The 15,267-nt window shown below is 46.1% G+C and carries 14 protein-coding genes and 1 pseudogene; 1 reads left to right on the plus strand and 14 read right to left on the minus strand.

The window, feature by feature from the left end; all coding sequences use genetic code 11:
- The 8 genes from AN618_RS10835 to AN618_RS10865 all read right to left on the minus strand — a co-directional run.
- Positions 1-556, minus strand: a 556-nt coding sequence (locus AN618_RS10835) for an IS110 family transposase (protein WP_157081675.1), incomplete at its 3' end; no start/stop codon positions are given.
- 178 nt (positions 557-734) lie between these two features.
- Complete coding sequence (locus AN618_RS10840; RefSeq protein WP_066354964.1) at positions 735-1,577, minus strand: MurR/RpiR family transcriptional regulator; 843 nt, start codon at positions 1,575-1,577, stop codon at positions 735-737.
- Between the two features lie 477 nt (positions 1,578-2,054).
- Positions 2,055-3,413: a sigma-54 interaction domain-containing protein gene (locus AN618_RS10845; RefSeq protein ID WP_157081723.1), complete on the minus strand. Its 1,359-nt coding sequence runs from the start codon at positions 3,411-3,413 to the stop codon at positions 2,055-2,057.
- A 161-nt stretch (positions 3,414-3,574) separates the two neighbouring features.
- Positions 3,575-3,694: a MetS family NSS transporter small subunit gene (locus AN618_RS13190; RefSeq protein ID WP_222926485.1), complete on the minus strand. Its 120-nt coding sequence runs from the start codon at positions 3,692-3,694 to the stop codon at positions 3,575-3,577.
- The gene (locus AN618_RS10850; protein ID WP_066354968.1) at positions 3,687-5,219 is read right to left on the minus strand and encodes a sodium-dependent transporter; all 1,533 of its coding nucleotides are present in this window, start codon (positions 5,217-5,219) and stop codon (positions 3,687-3,689) included. The genes AN618_RS13190 and AN618_RS10850 overlap by 8 nt, the downstream gene beginning before the upstream one ends.
- A gap of 24 nt (positions 5,220-5,243) precedes the next feature.
- Positions 5,244-6,632 carry a tryptophanase gene (locus AN618_RS10855; protein WP_066354971.1) on the minus strand — a complete coding sequence of 463 codons (1,389 nt, stop codon included), beginning with the start codon at positions 6,630-6,632 and terminating at the stop codon, positions 5,244-5,246.
- 304 nt (positions 6,633-6,936) lie between these two features.
- Positions 6,937-7,788 carry a glucose PTS transporter transcription antiterminator GlcT gene (gene glcT, locus AN618_RS10860; RefSeq protein WP_066354974.1) on the minus strand — a complete coding sequence of 284 codons (852 nt, stop codon included), beginning with the start codon at positions 7,786-7,788 and terminating at the stop codon, positions 6,937-6,939.
- A gap of 89 nt (positions 7,789-7,877) precedes the next feature.
- Complete coding sequence (locus AN618_RS10865; protein WP_066354976.1) at positions 7,878-9,131, minus strand: Zn-dependent hydrolase; 1,254 nt, start codon at positions 9,129-9,131, stop codon at positions 7,878-7,880.
- 94 nt (positions 9,132-9,225) lie between these two features.
- Between AN618_RS10865 and AN618_RS10870 the strand changes: the two genes are divergently transcribed.
- Positions 9,226-10,188, plus strand: coding sequence for a DMT family transporter (locus AN618_RS10870; RefSeq protein WP_066354979.1), 963 nt, complete (start codon positions 9,226-9,228; stop codon positions 10,186-10,188).
- 9 nt (positions 10,189-10,197) lie between these two features.
- Here the strand turns inward: AN618_RS10870 and nagA are convergent, their stop codons facing one another.
- The 6 genes and pseudogenes from nagA to AN618_RS10900 form a co-directional block, all read right to left on the minus strand.
- Entirely contained in the window at positions 10,198-11,361 is a 1,164-nt protein-coding gene (gene nagA / locus AN618_RS10875) for an N-acetylglucosamine-6-phosphate deacetylase (RefSeq protein ID WP_066354982.1), read from the minus strand.
- A gap of 8 nt (positions 11,362-11,369) precedes the next feature.
- Complete coding sequence (gene nagB, locus AN618_RS10880; RefSeq protein WP_066354986.1) at positions 11,370-12,137, minus strand: glucosamine-6-phosphate deaminase; 768 nt, start codon at positions 12,135-12,137, stop codon at positions 11,370-11,372.
- 12 nt (positions 12,138-12,149) lie between these two features.
- Complete coding sequence (locus AN618_RS10885; protein ID WP_066354993.1) at positions 12,150-12,857, minus strand: GntR family transcriptional regulator; 708 nt, start codon at positions 12,855-12,857, stop codon at positions 12,150-12,152.
- Between the two features lie 220 nt (positions 12,858-13,077).
- Complete coding sequence (locus tag AN618_RS10890) at positions 13,078-13,506, minus strand: FAD-dependent oxidoreductase (protein ID WP_066354995.1); 429 nt, start codon at positions 13,504-13,506, stop codon at positions 13,078-13,080.
- 185 nt (positions 13,507-13,691) lie between these two features.
- A pseudogene (locus AN618_RS10895) lies at positions 13,692-14,430 on the minus strand (IS200/IS605 family accessory protein TnpB-related protein); the annotation flags it as partial.
- 392 nt (positions 14,431-14,822) lie between these two features.
- Positions 14,823-15,267 (minus strand): transposase (locus AN618_RS10900; protein WP_157081724.1); only part of this gene is annotated, 445 nt, incomplete at its 5' end.

The raw sequence follows: 15,267 nt of genomic DNA on the forward strand, positions 1-15,267 counted from the left end.
TCTTGAATACTTCTTCGAATTCGGGGAAGTATTCGTCTAAGATAGAAATTAGCTTGTTTTTTGCGCTGTTGAGCTTGTTTATTAGCTGCTTTCTTGCTACCGAAAGGTTCCTTAAGTCTGCGTAAATCCCTTCGGGTAAGAGGCAGTTTAGAAACTTACCCTCTTTTACGAGTTTTGCAATTATTAGTGCGTCCTTTCGGTCGTTTTTGGTGGGGCTGTTGTCTTCCTCTTCTTTCCTTTTCTTTACGTGATATGGGTTTACCAGGACTACCTGATATCCCTGTTCTTTTAGAAACCAAGTTAGGGGCTTCCAGTAATGGCCGCTGGGTTCAAGGCCTATTATTACCCTTGTCGCTTTCGATTTTTCTTTGGCTTCGAGTATTTTTGAGACTAGACGAAAGTACCCATCTTTGCTATTATTAAACTTGAAAGGTTTTACCGGTTCGAGGCCGATGTGGTCTATGATTCTTGCGTAGTGGCTCTTCTTAGCTACATCAATACCGATAAAAATTAAATCTGAACCATGGACTAAAAGGAGTTTTTCAATTTTGTTCATGTCTTTCACCCTCCTGGTTGATTGGTGTCTTCAATTACTTTTTTACCAGGAGGGTTTTTAGTTTGCAAAGGCTATTTCAATTTATTACAGGAATGCTTTTGTAATTATAATTTCATTTTAATATCTATAGTAAGTAACTTCACTTCATCATGCTTTAAAAAAATAATTATTATAAAAATCAATACTTCCTTGGTGCGACGGCTTCGCTGGTATTTTCCAGATACTTTATAATATCGTCGTACTTTTTGCAGGCCACTATGGTAAAAAGTATATCGATGACGTTGAGTTGAGCCATGCGGGAGGCCATAGCCCCGCTCCTGAAAAGCGCCTCGGAGGAAGTAACAAAAAGCTTTATATCGGAGACCTTAGTTATCGGAGAATGGCCGAACTTCGTTATGCATATAGTCGTCGCTCCGGCATTTTTGGCAAGCCTCAAGGCATCGACGGTGTCCATGGTCTGTCCGGAATAGGATATTCCCACGGCCACGTCTTCCGGGGAAAGATTTGCCGCCGACGTAAGCTGCATGTGGGTGTCGGTATAGGCGGTGCAGGCCTTGTTTATCCTCATGAATTTGTGCATGGCGTCTTGTGCTACGATACCCGACGCCCCAACTCCGTAAAAATCTATCTTCTTTGCCCTCAAAAGTGCCTCCGCCGCTTTAAGGACCTCGCTGCGGTCAAGAATATCCATGGTGTTTTCCACAGCCAGCATGTTGTTTTTTGACACTTTAGTTATTATGGCATCCACATCGTCATCTATGCTGACGACGCCCTGAACCTTTTTGCTCTTTACGGCCACATCTGCCGAAACTTTAATTTTCAAGTCCTGATAGCCCTTGTATCCTAAGGTCCTGCAAAACCTAACAACGCTTGCTTCGCTGGTGCCGCACCTTTTGGCAAGCTCCGCTATGGGAAGGTCCGAAATCTCCTCGGGGTTTCTCAGAATATATTGGGCTATCTTTTTTTCCGAAGGTTTCAGGTTGTTCATAATAGCCTGGATTTTTTCCAAATTCCCCGGCATAACCTCACCTCTTTTTATAATAATATATTTAATATATTCTACACTTTTTGTAATAATCCTTCATGCAAAAATAAAATTTTTGTAATCTCATTTCATATTTTTTCAACACGGTAGCCTTTATGTTTTATATGTAATCGACCGGAGTAATTTTGCGCGGCGAACTCTTCACACTCTACCATGCGGCCGGTGCTGTAATGATACTTTTAGGCGTTTGGGGCACCAACCGTTTTTCCCTTTCCTTGGAAAATGAAAAAATCCCCCGAAACCGGGGATCAAATTGAAAAATGATGTATTTATAGATTAAAAAGAAGATTATAACCTGCGAAAAATCAAGCTTTCCCTCTTTGTACATCCGAACGAGATTTTTAGGTTCAATGGGGTGTAGCAATCAGCGGCCATTGAAAAGGAAGGTAAGGTATAAAATTTGCATTTTTCAACGGTCACTACTTAAATTTTACACTGCCAATTAACACCCCGTCAGCATTTTATTCCGTATTCCTTTATTTTTCTATATAAGGTGGAGCGGGGGATACCCAGAATTTCCGCAACCTTCGTTTTATTTTTAAAAACCCTTATACTCTCTTCTATAACGCTTTTTTCTACTTCATAAAGCTTCGGCCATCGCTCTTTAAGCAAATCAAAATATTTATAAGTGTTTCCCTTTAGAAGGTACTCGGGCAGGTCCTCTACGGTTATCGAGCCGTCATCATCGATGATGAGGCTGTTTTCCAGGATATTTTCAAGTTCCCTGATGTTCCCCGGATAATCATAATTCAAAAGCAATTTCATTGCAGCCGATGCGACCTTCGGCTTTTCCTTCCCGAGCCTTGACGACAGTTTGTTCAAAAAATAGGAAATATAAAGGGGGAGGTCTTCCTTTCGTTCCTTTAAAGGCGGAAGGTCTATTTTTATTACGTTCAAACGGTAATACAGGTCTTCTCTGAACTTCTTTTCTTTTACCATCGCTTCTATATCCCTGTTGGTAGCTGCTATAACCCTTACATCCAGTTTTATTTTCTGTGTGCCCCCTACCCTCATAATCTCCTTTTCCTGCAGAACCCTTAAGAGTTTTACCTGCAAGGGGTAAGGCATATCTCCTATTTCATCGAGGAAAATCGTCCCGCCGTTTGCCTGTTCAAAAAGACCGGGCTTGCCTCTAGACGATGCTCCTGTGAAGGCACCCGCTTCGTATCCAAAAAGTTCGCTCTCCAAAAGGTTTTCTGGAATCGCCCCGCAGTTTACCGCAACGAAGGGTTTGTTTTTCCTCGTGCCTTTTTCGTGGATGAATTTTGCCACCACTTCCTTGCCGGTGCCGCTTTCCCCTGTTATCAGCACGTTGGAATTTACATTGGCCGCTTTTAACGCGAGGGAAAAAGCCTTTTGCATTTTTGCGTTCTTGCCAATTATTGGCTCTTCATTCCCCATAAAGCTAGAAAGCTGAAGGGAAAGCTTATTTATCTTCTCTTGCGCTTTTATGAGCTTTGCGTTTAAAGTTTCAAGTTCCGTGATGTCCAGAAATACCGAGATAGCCCCTATTAATTCGCCGCTCTCCTTTTCCTTAATTGGCACTATATTGGAAATTACGTACCGGTCATTCACACGGGTCTTAACCCCGAGCTTTTCCTTGCCGGTTTTTATCACTTCCGGGATGGAGGATTCCGGCGCCACATCTTTGACATATTTCCCCAAAATCTTGCTGTTTTCAAGGCCGGTAATCCTTTCATTTGCTTCGTTCACATAGAGCACTTTTCCATCCCTGTCGGCGATTACGATTCCCTCATGGACGTGGTTTAGAATAATTTCAATGCTATTTATCATTTCGGAAAGGATTTTCACTGGCGCACCCCCTTCCGCCCCCAATATCAGGCTCAGGTATTTTTATTTTATCACATTTATATACCCGCCCTCTTTTCCTTTTATTTCCATAAATTATCTACTCAAAAAAGAGCCTCTAGAGCCAGCAGCCGGACTCCAGAGGCTTTTTATTCCAAACAAATTTATCTTTTTTTTTCCTTTCTTAAAGCTATGGAGATGAATAAGGCAAGACCTCCATAGAGCAGCGTAACGCCGAAAATAAGCATTGCTATCGCGCCGGGTTCCATTCCCCCGTTAGTCATTTTCAGACACCACCTTTTTGTCCGTTTGCAAGTAGGGGTCCATTTTGGTCCACGGCCTTGACGAAAGGTATAGAGCCGCAACCAGCATTCCTATCGCCGCACCCCAGCCGAGAATTACCACAGCGCTCATCGGATATCCGCCATAAGGAGCTTTGAATTCATTGATGATGTTTTGGATAAACATATAACCCAATATAGCAGGGGTGAGGTATTTTACGCAGAAGTCCAACCACCAGCCTATCCTGAAATCCGAATATCTGTTGGCGTGTTCTTTTATTTTATCAGTTCCGTATACGTACCCGAGCAAAACAGCCTCAATTAACCCCAAGAGGGCTATGCCGTAGTTTCCAACGAAATGGTCTACGATATCAAGGATGTGAACGCCTGCACCGGTAGCGATAAACATGCTTCCTAAAAATCCGCCGATGGATATCCTTGTTATTATACTTTCTCTCGACATATTGTATTTATCAAGGGCAGCGGTAGCAAAGGATTCCAGCATGGAGATACTGGAAGAAATTCCTGCTATGAATAGTGCAAAGAAGAACATAATTCCGAAAATGCTCTGCAAGAACTTAGGCATTGGCAGCATACTTATGGCTTTCGGGAATGCTACAAAAGCCACACCTGCACCGCTCGTCGCTACCTCTTCAAAGGGCACTCCCGAAGCCACTGAGACATAGCCGAGGATGCTGAATACGGCAAGTCCCGCCATGAAATCGAAGCTGGAGTTTGAAAATACGGTAATAAATGAGTTGTTGACAATATCAGATTTTTCCGACAAGTAGCTGGCATAAGCTATCATAACGCCGACAGCCAAGGTGGTTGAAAAGAACACCTGAGCGTAAGCAGCGATCCATACCTTCGCGTTCATTATCTTTGAAAAGTCGGGCTTCAAAAACCAGTTGAGGCCGTAAGCAGCACCGGGCAAGGTTAAGCCTCTTATTGTAATGATTACCATCAAAATTGCCAATAGCGGAGTCATCACCTTGCAGGCTTTTTCAATTCCACCGGATATTCCTTTTTTGGTAATGGTGTAATTCAAAAGCCATACGATTATAACCCCTGCAGCTATATTCCACCTGAATCCTCCCAGGTCCCACGGGCCGCTGGATACTCCTAAGAATTTTCCTCCGAAGAAGGCGTTTGGATCGGCGCCCCACGCCTGCGTGATGGCAAATACCAGATAGTTCAAGCTCCATGCAATTATAGTCGAATAATAGCACATTACTATGAGGGGCACCATAGTCTGCCACCAGCCGATAAATTCGTACTTCTTTCCGAGTTTTGCAAAAGAAAGGGTGGCTCCGCCTCTCATCTTGTGCCCGAAGGAAAACTCCATTATCATAAGGGGCACTCCGGCTGTAAGGAGCGCGAAGAAATAAGGGAGGATGAAGGCGCCTCCTCCGTTTTGATAGGCCATGAAGGGGAAGCGCCAGAAATTCCCGAGGCCGACTGCAGCGCCTACTGTCGAAAAGATAAATCCCGCCCTCGACTTCCACTGATCCCTTTCATAATTTTCCATAACCTCACCCCTAGATTTTTTATTTTATTCAACCGGCTCTAACCTCGCGAGGAAGTGCCTGAGCACCGGCGGCTCGTAGACCAACCTTAGGCCTTTTAAAGACTCGCGCCTCGCGTAGACCCTTTTTACTGCTTCTGCGATTACATCCATGTGGCTGTTGGTGTAAACCCTCCTCGGTATGGTAAGCCTGACGAAATCCATTGCCGGAAGTATTTCCTCTTTCGTTATCGGGTCTCTGCCTGCCAGGAGGGTTCCCACTTCTACCGCCCTAATACCCGCCTCAATGTAAAGTTCCACACATATCACCTGGGAAGGATACTGGGTCTGTGGAATGTGCGGCAGGAACTTTTTGCCGTCTATGAATACTGCGTGTCCACCCGTGGGGTACTGTATGGGTATGCCTGCTTCCCTGAGTTTGTCTCCCAGGTATTTAACCTGGTTAACCCGCCAGTATAGATAATTTTCGTCTAACACTTCTTCCAAACCGCGAGCCATCGCTTCCATGTCTCTTCCCGCAAGGCCGCCGTAAGTTACAAAACCTTCCATGGGAACTACCATCTGCTGTACTTTCTTGTAAAGTTCTTCATCGTCTTTAATCGCTATCATACCTCCGATATTCACGAGGGCATCCTTTTTCGCCGACATGGTGAAGCCTTCAGCGTAGGAGAACATCTCCCTTACGATCTCTTTTATAGTCTTATTCTCATATCCCTTTTCTCTTTCCTTTATAAAATACGCGTTTTCTGCAAACCTCGCAGCATCTATAAAGAACCTTATGCCGTATTTATCCGCTACCTTTTTGACTTCCTTGATATTCTCCATGGATACCGGCTGGCCGCCTGCGCTGTTGCACGTTACCGTTGCAAGGATGAAGGCTACATTTTCGGGGCCGACTTCTTTAATGAAGGCTTCCATTCTTTCTATGTCAAAATTTCCTTTAAAGGGGTGGTAATTTTCCGTATCCTCTGCTTCCTTTATCACAAAATTTTTGGCAATACCCCCTGCCAATTCAATATGCGCTTTCGTTGTATCAAAGTGCATGTTGCCCAAAACGTACTGACCCTTTTTTATAAGAAGGGGGAACAAGACCTTTTCTGCCCCCCTGCCCTGATGGGTAGGGACGGTATAATTGTAGCCAAATACGTCCTTTACCACTTCACAAAGGTGGATGTAGTTCCTGCTTCCGGCATAAGCCTCATCGCCGAGCATCATACCAGCCCATTGGTAGTCGCTCATTGCAGATGTGCCGCTGTCGGTCAAAAGGTCGATGTATACATCCTCGGACTTTAGCATGAAGGGGTTGTATCCAGCTTCTTTTATTTTTTCAATCCTCTCCTCTCTCGACAGTATCTTTAAAGGTTCTACCATCTTTATCCTGTAAGGTTCTGCCATTCTTGTAAGGTCGTCCAGCATCTTTATGCCTCCTTCTTGTTTAATCGATTATTTTTGTCTACAGCTCCAATTCTCATTGCAATCTTTATGCCACCATTTCAATATTTTGCGAAGGCTAAAACCCCAGATTTTTTTGCTTTCGCTTAACAAAAATAAATGCAAAATATTGGTTTGTTTCAATTTGGAACAATAACAAAAATAATGTTTCATTATGGGAGATTTTGGGCAAAAAATAAAAGATAAAAATTGTCTTAGATTGATACAATATTGTTCGATTTTTAATTATTGCTCGCATTTTTAACTATTCATTATTGTTGCACGAGCATTACAATTGTTCTCCGGCTATAGAGAAGCTTATCCTGTGAATGTGCAGCGCAAGATATCCAATTTCATCTTCGGGAACTCTTTTCCCCATGCGTTCGTAAATGAAATCACCCAACTTTTTGGCTATGGCGTAGCTTCCCCGGAATTCCTTTTTTATGTTGGAAAGCAGGGGATTTTTTATGGGGATGTTTTTGTCTATTCTCTCCAATGTAAACCTCAGATGAACCAGTAGTCTTGCGTAATTTATGCCATCCCTTTCGATTTTTTTGCCCAGTTCACCCTCGATTATCTCGACCATTTTATTTATCATAGATGCGTACTTTACGGTCTTTGAGACTTCCCTGTTTGCCCTGGCGGAGTGAAGGTGCATCGCAATAAAGCCCTTTTCCCCATCGGGAATTTTTACATCAAATCTCTCCTCTATTAACCTCGCCGCTTTGCAGGCGAGCTCGTAGTCCTCGGGATACAGCACCTTTATCTCTTCGAGAAAAGGGTTATTTATTTCAAGACCTCCGGCGAGGCGCTCCAGCGTGAAATTTATGTGGTCCGCCAAGGCCACGTGGATGTGCTCGTTGAGGGGAGTTTTAAATTCCGCACAGGCCATGGCGATGATTTCTTCGGCAACTCCGATTACACGCTTATCTATGCGGCTTACGACAGTTTCATACTGCCTGAACTGGTCCCTGTCGAAAAAATAAAATACCTTTTCTATTTTCGTTTCTTCCACCTTATCTCCGGGGCGGACGTTAAAGCCTATGCCCTTTCCGACCAGCACCGCCTCTTCTTTGGTTTTTTCGTCTTTTGCGAGCACCACGTTGTTGTTGAAGGGTCTTATTACACTATAAACTGCCAATGTCGACTCCTCCGCAACTTTTTCTAGCGGTTGTCCGCTCAAATAATAATTATAACTTCTAATCTCAAACAATTCAGTGATTTTCTCAATCAAATTTTATCCAGCTTGAGCACAGTATTTATCATTACATCGATTCCTTTTTTCAGCCACTCGAAGTCAGTAAATTCATCGGGACAATGGCTCCTCCCGTCTTTACTCGGAACAAAAATCATACCCACCGGGCATATATTCGACAGTATCATTGCATCGTGTCCGGCACCACTTACCATCGTCTTATAAGAAAGGTTGAGGGATTTGGCCGTATCCTTGATTACGTTTTTTATTTTTTCATCCATAAATACGGGGTCCACAAATATCACATTATCAATTTCCCCGATGAAACCGTCTTTTCGCAAGCCCTCCAAAAAGTCCTTCATTTTCTCTTCCATTCGCACCATTATGCCTTTGTCTTTGGAGCGAACGTCCACCGAAAATTGTACTTCCCTTGGGACTATATTGGCAGCTCCCGGAAGAACCTTTATCTTTCCCACGGTCGCCACGGTGCCTTCACCTTCCCGCAACGCCCAACGATTTATTTCTAGTATCATTTCCGAAGCCTTCACCAGAGCGTCCAGCCTTACATTCATGGGTGTCGTCCCGGCATGGTCAGCCCTGCCTTTTATCCTGACAACGTACTCTGCAATGCCCACGATGGCATCTACCACGCCTATATTCTTATTTTCCCTTTCCAGGACCGGCCCCTGTTCTATGTGGAGCTCCAGAAAGCATTTAAACGACCCCTTAGGACGCACTGCATCTTTTATATTTTCCGGGTTTAACCCGAAACCCTTCATTGCATCGTAAAGGCTTACACCGCCGTCATCTGTCAGGCTTTTTAAATCTTCCTCATTTACCAGCCCGGCGACGGCCCGGCTCCCGAACAGCCCTCCTCCGAACCTACCCCCTTCTTCTTCCACTAACGCCACTATTTCTATGGGTGTTTCAAGTTCTACCCGGTTTTCTTTAAGAACCCTGGAAAGCTCAAGTCCTGCTACAATACCCGCAGCGCCGTCAAACGCACCGCCATTTTTTACCGAATCGATGTGGGAACCAACCAATATAGGCGGCAGTTCACTTTTCCCCTTTCTTCTCCCGACGATGTTTCCGACGCCGTCTTCCTTCACTTCGAGTCCCGCTTTTTCCATTTCGGACATTATGTAATCCCTCGCCTTTTCATGCTCCCGGGTATAGCTAAAGCGTGTGATCCCCTGCCCTGGAGTCGAGGTAAAAGATGCCATCTTTTCGATATCCTTTTTTATCCTCTCCAATTTGGAAAAAAGCAAATCATACACCCCCGATTTCATGAAGGATAAGAATAATATACCATAAAATTAGGCAAAAATGAGCCAACGATGCACAAAGAGCAATTTTTGTGTTATTATATTGCAAGGTGATGTTATGAGAGCAGAAAAAATCAAAGGGTATCTTGCGGGAATAGGATTTTCTTCAATTTTCGGATTTTCGTTCCTCTTTACAAAAAGCGCTCTTGAGAAAGTCGACCCCTTCAGGTTGATGGGTTTCAGGTTCGCCATAGCCGCTTTGGCCGTGACGTTAATTGCTGTATCGGGGATGGTGCGCATTTCTTTTAAAGGAAAAAGCCTCCTGCCGCTTTTTTTTGTTTCGTTTTTGGAACCGGTGTGCTATTTCATCTTCGAAACCCTAGGAGTGAAGTACACCACGTCTTCGCAGGCGGGCATAATGATAGCCCTCATTCCCATATTCGTCGCGGTTTTGGGTACCGTAATATTGAAGGAACGGCTGAGCCCCCTTCAGGTGTTGTTTACTTTGTTGTCGGTGGCGGGGGTCATAATCATCACAGCATCGCAGGGGATGAACGGCACCTATGACGGCAAAATAGGACTTCTTTTTCTTTTCGGCGCAGTGATATCCGCGGCATTCTTCAATATTTTCAGCAGAAAATTCTCGTTTAACTACTCGCCCTTTGAAATCACCTTCGTCATGATGTGGGTGGGTGCGGCTTTCTTCAACCTGATTGCCTTTATCCTTCACCTGAAATCGGGAAAACTTGAAGGTTTTTTCGCCCCGCTTTCCGATTTTCAGGTGGTTTTCGCCCTTTTGTACCTGGGCATAGGTTCGTCGGTGATAGCCTTTTTCCTCGTAAATTACTCGCTTTCGAGGCTCCCGGCCTCTCGTTCGGCTGTCTTTTCCAATCTCACCACGGTCATCTCGGTCCTCGCGGGGGTAGTCTTCCGCCACGAACCCTTCGCTCTGACCCATGCGGCAGGGGCCTTTATGATTCTTCTCGGCGTCTGGGGCACGAACCGCTTTTCACCTGAAGGAGAAAAAAAGTCCCCGGAATTCGGGGGCCGCATGTTAAACGAATCGGGCGGACACTTTTAAGTTCCGCCTTCAACTCCGAAAATCAAAAACTTCTCCTCCCACTATGACAGTTTTTATATCCAGGTTGTCGTCGAATATCACCATGTCGGCGTCTTTCCCCACCTCTATGCTGCCCTTTCTGCCTGCAAGCCCGCAGGCTCTGGCAGGATTCAAACTCGCCATCCGGAGCGCATCTTTCAGCGGCAACCCTAACGTCTTCACGAGGTACCTTACCGCCCTATCAAGGGTGAGGGTAGAACCGGCGATAGTGCCATCGGCCAAAGCCGCCCTGCCGCCTTTCACGAAAACCCTTTGCCCTCCCAGGGTGTATTCGCCATCGGAAAGCCCGGCCGCCATCATGGCGTCCGACACCAGCACAACCTTTTCCCTGCCTTTGGCGCGGATTATAAGGTCTACGGCGGCCTTGCTGAGATGTATCCCGTCGCATATTATCTCGCAGTATACCCTGTCGTCGGTTAGGCATGCCCCAACCGCACCTGGCTCCCGGTGTTCAAACCCCCTCATACCGTTGAAGGTATGAGTGGCAAGGGTTATACCGAGATTTATACCCCTTTTTGCCTCTTCATACGTGGCATCGGTATGCCCCATGGCAACGGTAATCCCCTTTTCTTTCAAAAACTTAATCGCGTTTTCTGCCCCCTCCACCTCAGGGGCAAGGGATACGACTCTTACGGTACCGCAGGAAGCTTCTACCAATTCTTTCAGCTCTTTTACGTCCGGTTTTCTTATATGTTCGGGGGGTTGGGCCCCCTTTTTTTTCGGTGAAAAATAGGGCCCCTCCAGATATATCCCGAGCATCCTCGCTTTTTTCCCGCCGCTTTGTTCTCTCATGTACCTTGCCGCCGCAGAAAGGGCTCTTTTCATTTCGTCGAAAGAAGCGGTCATTACGGTGGCTAAAAACCCGGTAACACCATGGGTCAAATGGAACCTTGCCATGGTCTCATAAGCCTCGAATGAGGCGTCCATGAAGTCCTTGCCGCAGTTTCCGTGGTTGTGGATGTCGATAAAGCCCGGCCCCAGGTAATATCCCCTTGCGTCCACTACAGCATCGGCGCCTTCTTCGGGCAAGTCCTTCTTGATATCGAAGATTATGCCATTTCTTACCAGAACCGCATGGCCTTCTAAAATCTCGTACGGCGTTATTACTCTCGCATTTTTCACAACCAGATTCATATTTTCACCTACCTTCCGGCGGTGCCCGGTGCGCCGCCCTTTTTCCCGCGGTAGACTTCCGCGGCCTCTTCATCCATTATGATGGTGACGTCCCGGTGCAGTAGCAAAAACGAGGCCGGCACTTTCGTTGAAACGGCGTCCTCATCCAAAAGCTCCGCCATTATTTTTGCCTTTTCCCTTCCGCTTGCAAGGAGAATTATCTTCTTTGCCTTCATTATGGTCCCGAGTCCCACGGTTATGGCCTTCTTTGGGACTTCGTCTATGCTTTCAAAAAACCGGGCATTGGCCTTAATGGTATCGGGCGCGAGATTGGTGACATGGGTGGCCGTCAAAAGCTCATCCCCCGGCTCGTTGAACCCGATGTGGCCGTTGACGCCTATTCCCAAGAGCTGAAGGTCTATACCCCCGGCCTTTTCTATAGCTTCGTCGTAGCGACGGCATTCTTCATCTATGTCCTCTGCAACACCGTTCGGTATGTGAATGTTTTCCGGCTTTACGTTGACGTGGTTGAAGAAATTGGAGTACATGTAGTAATGATAGCTGCGTTCGTCATCGGGAGAAAGGCCCAGGTATTCGTCGAGGTTGAAGGTTATTACCCGGGAAAAGTCGACCTCGCCGTTTTTGTACATCTTTACAAGTTCCCGATAAGTTCCCACCGGCGTGCCACCCGTCGCAAGGCCGAGCACGAGATTCGGCTTTTTCTTTATTTCCTCCGCTATTATTTGCGCGGCCTTTTTGCTCATTTCTTCGTAATCTCTGGCTATAATCAATTTCACTTAGAATCCCTCCTACCTGCTTAGATTTACCGTTATTTTGAACTGGTCCGACCGGTAGTACGAGATTTCGTAAAAAACCGGCTTTGTATGGAAGTTAAGGCTCTCCACTTTTAAAAGAGGCGCTGTCCCCCGCAGCATTAGCAGCTCTTCCAGTTCCGGCGTAGACAAAATGGCCGAAAAACTGGTCTTTGATTTCCTGATTTCTATGCCGTAGCGCTCGCTCAACGTCGAAAAGAGCGAACCGGAAAGGTCGACCGACTCAATGCCGGGCACTAAAAGCACAGGGATGAACACCGTTTCCACCGCCACCGGTACGCCGCTCGCTTTCCTCAGCCGGGTTATCTTATATATTTCTTCTTTCGGGTCGATCTCGAGCAAATCCCCCAGTTCCCCCGCGGGGATTCTTTTGAATTCCAACACTTTAGTCTCGGGTATCATGCCTCTTGCTTTGACCATTTCGGTAAAGCTCATTATGCCTTCCTGCTCTATCGGGGGAATTGCGACGAAGCTTCCCCTTCCCCTTTCCCTCACTATAACTCCCTCGTGCTCGAGTTCCTTTAAAGCCTGCCTCACCGTCATCCTGCTGAGCCCGAAGCGCTCGCAGTATTCCCTCTCCGAAGGTAGCGGGTCCCCGGGCTTCATCCTCAGGTTTTTTATGTCGTCCATTATTATCTGCTTCAGCCTGAAATAGGCCGGAATCGGCCCTTTTTTAATCGGCATCAGAATCCCCCCAACATCAATATACCATCGTTCGGTCTATATGTCTAGATGTATATACATTATAAATTAAAAAAATTAAATTTTGTAAGCGGTTTTCGCGATGTCAAGAGCCGCCTGCATGGCGGTCCTGAAGGCACCGTTCGCCCAGGAATGGGTGCTGCGAGGCAAGCAGCACCCCCGGCTCCTCAGGAGAAGCCCCGGGGCGAAAATCCCACCTGGTTTATTCTCCGGTTTTTACGAGGCGGGCGTGGTCGGACGGGTACCAAATCTGGGATATCAAAAGGTCCGTGTAGCTTCCGCCGCCTATTATCCGCTCCTCGGGTCCGCCCTTTTCCCAGAACCGGAATCTGCAAAACATAAGGCTTTTTTGAGCCTGGGCGTAGCCCAATTCCCGTATGGCCTGCATTTTTCTCGTGGAAAAAAGCGGGTCTATTTTGGCATTCCGCAGCGTAGAAAATGGGATGGCGCACACCACGAAGTCGAAGTCTTCCTGCAGGTGGTCCCCCGAGCCCGGAAGTTTATACCTTACGGTGACCCTGCCGTCGGGCCTCTGGCTGAATATCCCGTCCACGTAAGCACCGCTCTTTAAGGTGACCTTTCCTAGAAGGTTTTTGGGGATGCCGCCGTATTCAGAAGGACTTTCGTCCATAAGGGACCTGTAAAAAGCCCTGGGAAGCCTTACCGCACCTGGTTACTCAAACTGTGCAAAACTGAACAGTTTGAGCAGCTGGGCTATTTATAGTCCGCCCTTTCAGAGAGTGCCCATTCCCAGCAGGCGGTATTTAAGCACTCCCATAGCCCCTGTCCCAAGAAACAGGAACTCGCGCCCTTATCCGGGTCTCCCCACTTGCCCTGAAAAGATTACCCTCTTCAGGACAGAGATGTCTCGCAAGACCTTCTCAGGAGAGAGTGGCGTTACCACCGCTACCTTGAGAACTCGCCAGAGATTGTAGCTTCCGCTACCAGCACCAAAGCTTGTTCCACCCAGAGGCCTTGATGCCTTCCCAGGCTCACTCCCAAGGCTTTGTATCAGTTTTATCATCTTTTCTATCTCTTTTAGTTGCCTTTTCTTTAATTGTTTGTTTTTTACTGTCTTCTTTACGTGCTCTTTTATTTCTTCCAATTCGTCAATATCCAATTCTTTTAGAATCGCCATATATCCTTCGGGAATTTGCTCTTTTAATCCAAGTCCTCTTCTTGCTATGACATACGCTGCTGCAACGTCCTTGCTTATCATATACTGCGGTGCATATTTCAGCATACCTATTATTGATGTGTATGCGGGATTGACCTCTATTACTTGTATGCCCTTCCTCTTAGCTAAAACCTTGATTTTCTCTATAATCGACCTGTAGCTGAAGCTGTGCCTTATCCTCCTTACCTTCCTCCCTGAAAAGTCTCCTCTTCTTCCTTTGTCCTTTATGTCCAATCTCTCGATTGCTATCGCTTTTTTCTTTTCTTCTGCCAGCCTTACTATCTCATGGGCATACTGCCATCTGTAATATTCCCTCTTATCTGAACTGTCCTTTGCAAGATGCGGCATCGGTATCTTGCCGTAAATTGCAAGCTGCCCATTTCCAATTCTGAGTACAGCACCATTTTCATCTACCTCAATCCTTGTGTTGAGATTCCCTTTCTTGCTCCTGTCACCTCTATCTCAATATTTTTTGATTAGCTAAATAAAACTCTTAAAATCTTAGTTTTTCTCTGAATTTAGGCTGCTTTTGTTGCTTAACCATAGATTTTTTAGACAAAACAAGACCACCTCCGACAACTTACATAAAGTTGCCTATCATATCCTTCACTCATGCCCCCGACTACCCTATCATGTCTCCCGGGGTCCTACGCCCTTATTACATTCCTTCGTCCTGCCTTCGAGGGCAAGGCGGGGAGCTCCTTGCTTGAATGCAGGGTCTTGCCCTTATGAGGTGACAGAGCTTCCCCGCCTTGTTGGCTATCTCACTTTTATGCCGCTAGCTGGTTTATTTGCTTCATACGGTGTTCTCCAAGAACTTTCTTCGAATCGTAATTTTCTCTCTTTTTAGCAAGCGTGAACATTACCCTTATTAGCTTCACTGATATTGCTATTAATGCCTGCTTGGATTTTAATGGATTTTGGGGCCTTTTCAGGAAATAGTCGTAAAGGGCTTTGAATTCCTTGTTTTTGGCTACTAACACAAGGCTTGCTTTGTAAAGGAGATTCCGCAATTCCGGACGGCCCCTCTTGGAAATCTTGGCCTTCCCTTTGTGTTTCCCCGATTGGTTTTCTGCTATGTTGAGCCCCGCTAGTTTTTGTATCTGCTTAAAGTGTGCGTAGTTGGCTAGGTCACCTACTTCCGCTAGAAATCCAGCTACGGTTACTATCCCTATGCCGGGAATGCTGAGTAGGTATTGTGCTATGTCTATCTTC

Origin of the sequence: Fervidicola ferrireducens (assembly GCF_001562425.1) — a bacterium.
Taxonomy (GTDB): Bacteria; Bacillota; Thermosediminibacteria; order Thermosediminibacterales; family Thermosediminibacteraceae; genus Fervidicola; species Fervidicola ferrireducens.

Coding starts and splice junctions, on each gene's coding strand:
- AN618_RS10850 (WP_066354968.1), bottom strand. CDS start 5,219: ATGGAAAATTATGAAAGGGATCAGTGGAAGTCGAGGGCGGGATTTATC.
- AN618_RS10840 (WP_066354964.1), bottom strand. CDS start 1,577: ATGCCGGGGAATTTGGAAAAAATCCAGGCTATTATGAACAACCTGAAA.
- nagA (WP_066354982.1), bottom strand. CDS start 11,361: ATGAATCTGGTTGTGAAAAATGCGAGAGTAATAACGCCGTACGAGATT.
- AN618_RS10885 (WP_066354993.1), bottom strand. CDS start 12,857: ATGCCGATTAAAAAAGGGCCGATTCCGGCCTATTTCAGGCTGAAGCAG.
- AN618_RS10865 (WP_066354976.1), bottom strand. CDS start 9,131: ATGAAATCGGGGGTGTATGATTTGCTTTTTTCCAAATTGGAGAGGATA.
- AN618_RS10890 (WP_066354995.1), bottom strand. CDS start 13,506: ATGGACGAAAGTCCTTCTGAATACGGCGGCATCCCCAAAAACCTTCTA.
- AN618_RS10870 (WP_066354979.1), top strand. CDS start 9,226: ATGAGAGCAGAAAAAATCAAAGGGTATCTTGCGGGAATAGGATTTTCT.
- AN618_RS13190 (WP_222926485.1), bottom strand. CDS start 3,694: ATGACTAACGGGGGAATGGAACCCGGCGCGATAGCAATGCTTATTTTC.
- AN618_RS10855 (WP_066354971.1), bottom strand. CDS start 6,632: ATGCTGGACGACCTTACAAGAATGGCAGAACCTTACAGGATAAAGATG.